The sequence below is a fragment of the Nocardioides sp. genome (assembly GCF_034670285.1).
Classification (GTDB): domain Bacteria; phylum Actinomycetota; class Actinomycetes; order Propionibacteriales; family Nocardioidaceae; genus Nocardioides.
Window position 1 is genome coordinate 1 of the sequence record NZ_JAXMNS010000165.1, and the last position, 7,668, is coordinate 7,668.

A 7,668-nucleotide genomic window follows, 5' to 3' on the forward strand; every position below is an offset into this window, starting at 1 on the left:
CTTCTCGACGTCCGCACGGGTCACGTCGAGGTGCGTCACCAGCCGGACGGTGGTGGGTCCGACGGTGGCGACCCGCACGCCCTGCTCGGCCGCGCGGGCGACGTACGACGCCGCGTCGGCGGCGCTGGGCCGCTCGATGACCACGATGTTGGTGTCGACGTCGTCAGGGTCGACGCCGCAGGCCTCGGCCAGCAGCCGGGCGTGGACGTGGTCGTCGGACAGTCGTTCGACGTGGTGGTCGAGGGCGTGCAGCCCGGCCGCGGCGAGCAGACCGGTCTGGCGCATCCCGCCGCCCATCCGCTTGCGCCACACGCGGGCCTCGGTCACGACGTCCTGGCTACCGACCAGCACCGAGCCGACCGGCGCGCCGAGTCCCTTGGAGAGACAGACCGAGATCACGTCGGCGCAGGCGCCGTACTCGACCAGCGGGGTGCCGGTGGCGACGTGGGCGTTCCAGAGCCGGGCGCCATCGAGGTGCACGGCGGCGCCGACGCCCTCGGCGTACTCCTTGAGGTCGAGCAGGTCGGCCAGCGGCAGGATCGTGCCACCGGCGAAGTTGTGGGTGTTCTCGACCGAGATCGCGGCGGTGCGCACGAAGAACGGACCCATGTCGGGGGCGTGCAGCGAGCGGATCGTGGGCAGGTCGACCTGGCCGCGCGGGTGGATCCAGGTGCGCATCGTGACGCCGCTGTAGGCGCCGTGGGCGCCGAGCTCGGCGCGGGCGATGTGGGCCCGCGACTCGCACAGCACCTCCTCGCCCGGCGCGACCAGCGCCCGGACGGCGAGCACGTTCGACATCGACCCGGTCGGCATGAACAGCGCGGCCTCATGGCCGAGCAGCGCCGCCACCCGCTCCTCGAGCGCGAGGGTCGTCGGGTCCTCGGTATACACGTCGTCGCCCACCTCGGCGGCGGCCATCGCGGCCCGCATCGCCTCGGTCGGCTTCGTGAGCGTGTCGGAGCGGAGATCGATCATCGGGTCTGTCCTCTGGTTGTCTGTCGGCTCGCCGTTGTTTCGAGACGCGTCGCTCGGGACCTCGTTCCTCGGTCCGGCGCCGAGCGCTCCTCAACCCACCTCTTGCGCCGTCGGTCCGCGCAGGCTCAGACGCGGGCTCGGAGCATCTCGGCCACGAGGAAGGCGAGCTCGAGCGACTGGACCCGGTTGAGGCGCGGGTCGCAGACCGACTCGTAACGGTTGCCGAGGTCGATCTCGAGCAGCTCCTCGCCACCACCGACACACTCGGTGACGTCGTCGCCGGTGAGCTCGACGTGCACGCCGCCGGGCCAGGTGCCGAGCTCGTGGTGCACGTCGAAGAAGCCCTGGACCTCCTCGATGACGTCGTCGAAGCGGCGGGTCTTGTAGCCCGAGCTCGCCTCGAAGGTGTTGCCGTGCATCGGGTCGCACACCCACGCCACCTGGAGTCCGGCAGCGGTGACCTTCTCGACCAGCGGCGGGAGTCCGTCACGGATCTTGCCCGCACCGAAGCGGGTGATGAAGGTCAGCTTGCCGGCCTCGTTGTCAGGGTTGAGGCGCCCGGCCAGCGCGATCGCGTCGTCGGCGGTCGTGGTGGGCCCGAGCTTGACGCCGATGGGGTTGCGCAGGTGGCTGAGCAGCTCGACGTGGGCGCCGGTGAGCTGGCGGGTGCGCTCGCCGATCCACACGAAGTGGCCCGACAGGTCGTAGTGCTGCTGGGTGCGCGAGTCGAGGCGGCTCATCGCGTGCTCGTACTCGAGCACCAGCGCCTCGTGGGAGATGTGGAAGTCGACGTGGTGGAACTCGTCGGGGTCGGCCCCGATCGCCTCCATGAATGCCATCGCGCGGTCGATCTCGTGCGCCATCGCCTCGTAGCGCTGGCCGGCCGCGGACTCGGCGACGAAGTCGGTGTTCCAGGTGTGGACCTGGCGCAGGTCGGCGTAGCCACCGGCGATGAAGGCGCGGATCATGCTCAACGTGGCGGCCGAGGTGCGGTGCACCTCGAGCAGCCGGGCCGGGTCGGGCACCCGCGACTCGGGGGTGAAGTCGAAGCCGTTGACGGCGTCCCCGCGGTAGGCCGGCAGCGTGACGCCCGCGCGGGTCTCGAGGTCGGACGACCGCGGCTTGGCGTACTGCCCGGCCAGGCGACCGAGCTTGACCACCGGCACCGAGGCGGCATACGTGAGCACGACCGCCATCTGGAGCAGCACTCGCAGCTTGTTGCGCGTGTTGTCGGCCGTGACACCGGCGAACGTCTCGGCGCAGTCACCGCCCTGGAGCAGGAAGGCCTCGCCGCGGGCGACCGCGGCGAGCTTGGTCGTCAGCTCGTCGCACTCCGCGGCGAACACCAGCGGCCGCGCGTCGCGCAGCGACGCCACGGTGCGATCGACCGCCGCCCGGTCGGGGTAGGTGGGCTGCTGAGCAGGCTGGAGCGCGTGCAGTGAGGCCAGATCGGGGAAGGACACACCGACAGCCTATGCGCGCGGCCGTTCGCGGGCTGATTCGGCCGCTGTCGTGTCAGCTCTTGATCTGGTCGACGTCGCGGAAGCCTGTCTTCTTGGCCCGGATCCCGCGGTTGACCAGCCACGTGAGCACCCAGAGGACGACGCCGATCACCAGCAGGCCCGCGCCGATCCGGTACTGGATGTAATCGGCCGAGTTCCGCGCCCACGGACCGACCAGCGCAGCCGACAGCACCGCACCCAGGACCGGGATCGCTGTCGGCGCGCGGAACCCGCGGCCGGTGTCGTCGCTGCGCAGCACCAGGCACGCGACGTTGACCACGGCGAAGACGCAGAGCAGCAGCAGTCCGGTGGTGCCCGAGAGGGCCGACACGATGTCGGAGTCGGACTGCGTGCGCACGTAGACGATCAACCCCATGGCGAGCACGGTCGTGAAAGCAATGGCGGTCCACGGCGAACGGCGTCCGGGCAGCACCTTGCCCAGGACCGAGGGCAGCACCTCCTGGCGCGCCATCCCGTAGACGAGTCGACTCGCCATGAGCATGTTGATCAGCGCGGTGTTGCCCACCGCGAACACGGTGAGGAACGGGAAGATGTCGTCGATCGGCAGTCCCGGGGCTCCGATCTTGACGACGTCGAGCAGGATCCCGGCCTCCGGGTTCGTGGGGTCCGTCAGGTCGCCCTCGGGGACCACCATGATCACCGCCACCGCGACCAGCATGTAGAGCAATGCACAGATGCCCAGCGCGGTGAACATCACTCGCGGGAAGATCCGCTCGGGATCCTTGGTCTCCTCGACCATGTTGACGGAGTCCTCGAAGCCGACCATCGCGAAGAAGGCGATCGTCGTGGCCACGGTGACGCCGAGGTAGAGGCTCTTGTCCTGCGGGGTTTCGAAGGCCACGAGACGTGAGGGATCGCCGTCTCCCGATCCGATCGCCCAGAGGCCGATCAGGATCACGATGCTCAGGGCGAGGAGCGAGATCGAGGTGAGGACGACGTTGAACTTCACGCTCTCCCCCACGCCGCGCAGGTTGATGGCGGCCAGCAGCGCCATGAAGACCAACGCCGCGAGGAGCGAGGCGGTGTCGCCCGTGGGGACGCCGCCGACGGTCTCGTCGAGGCCGATCAGGAAGTTCGACGCCAGCAGGCTCGAGGAGGTCGAGGCGCTGGTGATCCCCGAGCAGGCGACGGTGAAGGCCACCAGGAACGTCACGAAGTGGATGCCGAACGCCTTGTGCACGTACAGCGCCGCGCCGGCCGCCTCGGGGTACTTCGTCACGAGCTCGAGGTAGGAGAAGGCCGTCATCGTCGCGATCGCGAAGGCGAGCAGGAAGGGCAGCCAGGCGAGCCCGCCGACCTCGCCGGCGACCTTCCCGGTGACGGCGAAGATCCCGGCCCCGATGATGTCGCCGACGATGAAGAGCAGCAACAGCTTGGGGCCGAGCACGCGCTTGAGGCCGGGCGCGTCCTGATCCGTGGGGTCGCTGCTGGGGGTGTTGACCGGGTCAGTGGTCATCCGAGATCTCCTCGTGCCTGGGGTGTGGCCCTACCTCACACCCCCGGGGCCCGCCGGCGAAGCATCCGATCGGGCGAGTCTCGCGGCTCAGCCGAAGAAGACCTGAGCCTCGGCGTACTCCTCGTCGCTGACGACCTTGAGCGTGCCGGTGCCCTCGATGAGCGGCACCCGCACGATGGCGGTGCCGCGCAGCGCCATCATCGTGCCGAAGTCGCCGTCGGCGACCGCGTCGATCGCCTGGAGCCCGAAACGGGTCGCCAGCCAGCGGTCGAAGGCGGTCGGGGTGCCCCCGCGCTGGATGTGGCCGAGCACGACCGCCCGCGCCTCCTTGCCCGTACGGCGCTCGATCTCGCCGGCGAGCCGGTCACCGATGCCGCCGAGTCGCACGTGGCCGAAGGCGTCCTTCTCCCCCGACACCAGCGTCATGTCGCCGCCGTCGATGGGCGTGGCGCCCTCGGAGACGACGATGATCGGGGCGTACTCGGACTCGAAGCGGGTCTCGACGTGGGCACACACGGCCTCGATGTCGAAGGGCTGCTCGGGGATCAGCACGGCGCTGGCTCCTCCGGCGATCCCGGAGTGCAGCGCGATCCAGCCGGCGTGACGGCCCATCACCTCCACGACCAGGACCCGGTGGTGCGACTCGGCCGTCGTGTGGAGCCGGTCGATCGCCTCGGTCGCGATGTTGACGGCCGTGTCGAAGCCGAAGGTGAAGTCGGTGCCCGAGAGGTCGTTGTCGATCGTCTTCGGCACGCCCACCACGTGCACGCCGAGGTCGGCGAGCTTGGTGGCCACGCCGAGGGTGTCCTCGCCCCCGATGGCGATCAGCGCCTCGACGCCGTCGGCGGCGAGGTTGGCCTGGATCTGCTCGACCCCGCCCTCGATGGCGAACGGGTTGGTGCGTGAGGAGCCGAGGATGGTGCCGCCACGAGGCAGGATCCCGCGACACTCCTCGATGCCCAGCGGCCGGTGGAGGCCCTCGAGCGGCCCCTTCCACCCGTCGCGGTAGCCGACGAGCTCGAAGCCGTGGCGGGTCACGCCCTTGCGGACGACGGCGCGGATGACCGCGTTGAGTCCCGGGCAGTCGCCACCACCGGTGAGCACGCCAACACGCATGAGGATCCTCCTGAGCTCGGCCAACGCTGATGCGTGCCACCTAACCACGTCCGCCGCGCAGTAACATCCGGTTCGCGCTCGCAGATGCAGGCGTCTGCCCGCCGACCAGAGGACCCGCCGACATGAGCAGCTACCCGCCGTCCCCGCCCGAGGGCGGCCCCTACGGCTCTCCCGAGCAGCCCTACCCGTACGGCGCGCCGTCGCACGGCACAGGACCCCAGGGAACCTCGGGCAAGGCGACGACCAGTCTCGTGCTCGGCATCCTGTCGCTGCTCTGCTTCGGTCTGCTGTCGGGGATCCCCGCCATGATCATCGGCCGCAGCGCCACCAAGGAGATCGACGCCTCCCACGGCAGCATCGGCGGCCGGGGGCTGGCCACCGCCGGGTTCGTCACCGGTCTCATCGGCACCGTCTTCAGCACGCTGGGCATCATCGCCATGGTCCTGGCGCTCGGCCTGGGCAGCGCGGGGACGGTGACGTTCCAGGAGGCCTGCACCGACACGACCGGCAGTGGCTTCAACGACTGCTGAGCGACTCGCTGCCTATGCTCACGCCATGACGTTCTCGATCGTGGCCCGTTCCGACGACGGCGAGTCCTGGGGGGTGGCGGTGGCCTCGAAGTTCCTGGCGGTCGGTGCCGTCGTGCCGGCCGCAGTGGCCCAGGTGGGCGCGCTCGCGACCCAGGCCGACGCCAACGTCGCCTACAAGGGCCTCGCGCTCTCCCACCTCGACGAGGGCGCCACCGCCTCCGTGGCGCTCCAGCGACTGCTCGAGGAGGACGAGGGCCGCGACCACCGCCAGGTCGGGCTCGTCGACCTCGACGGCGGCGCCGCCTCCCACACCGGCCAGGCGTGCATCGACTGGGCCGGCGGAGCCACCGGTTCGGGCTACGCCATCCAGGGCAACTGCCTGGCCGGGGCAGAGGTCGTGGCTGCCATGGAGACCGCCTGGACGAACGGCGTCGACCTGGCCTTCTCCCACCGGCTGCTCGCCGCCCTCGCCGCGGGTGATGCCGCCGGCGGCGACAAGCGCGGCCGGCAGTCGGCCGCGCTCCTCGTCGTACGCGACGGAGCCGGGTACGGCGGGGGTGACGACATCGCCGCCGACCTGCGGGTCGACGACCACGCGGCACCGGTCGACGAGCTCGGCCGCCTGCTCGACCTCAACGACCTCTACCTCACCGCCTCGGACGACGACGAGAAGGTCGAGATCACCGACACCCTGCGTGCCGAGCTCGAGGACTTCGCGCACGAGCGGGGCCACCCCGACTTCGCCACCTGGGTCGGCACCGAGAACTACGAGATGCGCGTGGCCGACGACCTCTCCTGGATCGACCAGCGGATCCTCGACCTCGTGCGGGCCGCCTCATGAGCATCCTGGCGATCGATGCCGGCACCACCGGGGTCACCGCGATCGTGGTCTCCGCCGACGGCGCGATCGTCGCGCGCGGCTATCAAGAGTTCGCCCAACACTTCCCGCGACCCGGCTGGGTCGAGCACTCCCCCGAGGAGATCTGGCAGGCCACCCTCCAGTCGACCAAGGACGCCCTGAGCCAGATCGACAGCAGCGAGCTGCGCGGCATCGGGATCACCAACCAGCGCGAGACGGTGCTGCTGTGGGACCGCGAGACGCTGGGCTCACCCCGCCGCGCGATCGTGTGGCAGGACCGCCGTACGGCCGACATCTGCGCCCGACTGCGCGAGGAGGGCCACGAGGACCGCGTCCGCGAGCTCACCGGTCTGCGGCTGGATCCCTACTTCTCCGGAACCAAGCTGCGCTGGCTGGCCGAGAACGAACCGCGCACGTGGGCACTGGTCGAGTCGGGGCGCTACGCCGTGGGCACCGTCGACTCCTACCTCATCGCCCGGATGACCCGCGGCCTCGAGCACGTCACCGACGTCTCGAACGCCTGCCGCACCCTGCTGTTCGACCTCGCCGAGGGCGACTGGTCCGACGAGCTCTGCTCGCTGCTCGGCGTGCCTCGCGACGCGCTCCCCGAGCTGGTGCCCAACTGGGGCGAGCTGGCCGTCACCGACCCGAAGTCCTTCCTCGACCTCGAGCTGCCGATCTCCGGGATCGCCGGCGACCAGCAGGCGGCGCTCTTCGGCCAGACCTGCTTCGACGTCGGCGACTCCAAGTGCACCTACGGCACCGGCTCCTTCATCCTCACCAACACCGGGTCGACCCTGGAGCGCTCGGACGCCGGCCTGCTGTCCACCGCCGCCTGGCGCTCGCCGTCCGGTGAGCTCACCTACGCGCTCGAGGGCGCGATCTTCGTGACCGGTGCGGCCGTGCAGTGGCTGCGCGACGGGCTGCAGATCATCGGATCGGCCGAGGAGACCGCAGCGATCGCCGCCACCGTGCCCTCCTCGGACGGCGTGGTGTTCGTGCCCGCGCTCACCGGGCTGGGCGCCCCGCACTGGGACCCGATGGCCCGCGGCACGATCCTGGGCCTGACGCGTGGCACGACGCGCGCGCACATCGTGCGCGCCACGCTCGAGGCGATCGCCTTCGAGGTGCGCGACGTGCTCGAGACGATGACCGAGCTGTCCTCCCTCAGGGTCGACGGCGGCGCGGCTGCCAACGACCTGCTCTGCC

7 protein-coding genes are annotated in these 7,668 nt (G+C 70.6%); 3 read left to right on the forward strand and 4 right to left on the reverse strand.

What is annotated here, in order from left to right; genetic code table 11:
- The 4 genes from VOI19_RS09885 to VOI19_RS09900 form a co-directional block, all read right to left on the reverse strand.
- On the reverse strand, positions 1-975 hold a 975-nt coding region (locus VOI19_RS09885; RefSeq protein ID WP_323792795.1), incomplete at its 3' end, for a GntG family PLP-dependent aldolase.
- Positions 976-1,100: 125 nt separating this feature from the next.
- Positions 1,101-2,438, reverse strand: a complete 1,338-nt coding sequence (locus VOI19_RS09890) for a class II 3-deoxy-7-phosphoheptulonate synthase (protein WP_323792796.1) — start codon at positions 2,436-2,438, stop codon at positions 1,101-1,103.
- Between the two features lie 52 nt (positions 2,439-2,490).
- Positions 2,491-3,954 (reverse strand): APC family permease, encoded by a 1,464-nt coding sequence (locus VOI19_RS09895; RefSeq protein ID WP_323792797.1) that lies wholly within the window; start codon positions 3,952-3,954, stop codon positions 2,491-2,493.
- A gap of 87 nt (positions 3,955-4,041) precedes the next feature.
- Positions 4,042-5,070 carry a 6-phosphofructokinase gene (locus VOI19_RS09900; RefSeq protein WP_323792798.1) on the reverse strand — a complete coding sequence of 343 codons (1,029 nt, stop codon included), beginning with the start codon at positions 5,068-5,070 and terminating at the stop codon, positions 4,042-4,044.
- A 122-nt stretch (positions 5,071-5,192) separates the two neighbouring features.
- Between VOI19_RS09900 and VOI19_RS09905 the strand changes: the two genes are divergently transcribed.
- The 3 genes from VOI19_RS09905 to VOI19_RS09915 all read left to right on the forward strand — a co-directional run.
- Complete coding sequence (locus VOI19_RS09905) at positions 5,193-5,600, forward strand: DUF4190 domain-containing protein (RefSeq protein ID WP_323792799.1); 408 nt, start codon at positions 5,193-5,195, stop codon at positions 5,598-5,600.
- 25 nt (positions 5,601-5,625) lie between these two features.
- A complete protein-coding gene (locus VOI19_RS09910) occupies positions 5,626-6,441 on the forward strand; it encodes a DUF1028 domain-containing protein (RefSeq protein WP_323792800.1) in 816 nt (271 codons plus the stop codon).
- The coding region (locus tag VOI19_RS09915; protein WP_323792801.1) for a glycerol kinase GlpK at positions 6,438-7,668 on the forward strand (1,231 nt) is incomplete at its 3' end. The genes VOI19_RS09910 and VOI19_RS09915, both read left to right, overlap by 4 nt.

What these genes read in the sequence shown, in the direction of transcription:
- VOI19_RS09895 (WP_323792797.1), bottom strand. Translation starts at nt 3,954, where the DNA reads ATGACCACTGACCCGGTCAACACCCCCAGCAGCGACCCCACGGATCAG.
- VOI19_RS09900 (WP_323792798.1), bottom strand. Translation starts at nt 5,070, where the DNA reads ATGCGTGTTGGCGTGCTCACCGGTGGTGGCGACTGCCCGGGACTCAAC.
- VOI19_RS09905 (WP_323792799.1), top strand. Translation starts at nt 5,193, where the DNA reads ATGAGCAGCTACCCGCCGTCCCCGCCCGAGGGCGGCCCCTACGGCTCT.
- VOI19_RS09910 (WP_323792800.1), top strand. Translation starts at nt 5,626, where the DNA reads ATGACGTTCTCGATCGTGGCCCGTTCCGACGACGGCGAGTCCTGGGGG.